Here is a 472-nt window from a genome sequence, read left to right as displayed (position 1 = left end):
TTCGCTAAGCGTGTCCATACCTGCCCACTGCGCTCGCGCTCCAGCAACTTTCAACCCGTGGACGAATAACGTCCAAGATTGCAGTTATTGGCAAGGAGACGCCTCCAGATGAACCGCACCCTTAAAAAAATGACCCTTGCCAGTTGCCTTGCGCTGGCCCAGGGCTGCACTGCCTTGGGCAAGTCCAACAGTTTTACCGTTACGGCGGACCTGCCACCTGAGTTTACTTACGAAGCCACGGCGGCCTATGTCCCGGCCAAAGGTGAGACTTGCACAGTGCCGGGTAGGCGGGATACCAAAATTGGCTACAACTCGGGCCGGGAAAAGTACAAACGTGATTCGAAGATTTTGTTACGTCGCACGGTCAGCGGCTGCCCTCTGGTACTGCAGAGCATCGATTTCTATATCTATGGCTGGTACGGCAAGGCTAGGGGGGACTTCGGGCGTGACTCGGCCCTGATCGTCGTACGAG

The 472-nt window shown here is 56.1% G+C and carries 1 pseudogene; it reads left to right on the top strand.

Going from position 1 to position 472, the window contains the following annotated elements:
- Positions 1-108 precede the first annotated feature (108 nt).
- Positions 109-472: pseudogene (locus HMPREF2716_RS10645) on the top strand (hypothetical protein); the annotation flags it as partial.

It is taken from the genome of Pseudomonas sp. HMSC076A11 (genome assembly GCF_001810205.1).
GTDB lineage: Bacteria > Pseudomonadota > Gammaproteobacteria > Pseudomonadales > Pseudomonadaceae > Pseudomonas > Pseudomonas aeruginosa.
The sequence above is the reverse complement of the archived record's forward strand: the minus strand, read 5'-3'. Positions and strand labels throughout refer to the sequence as shown.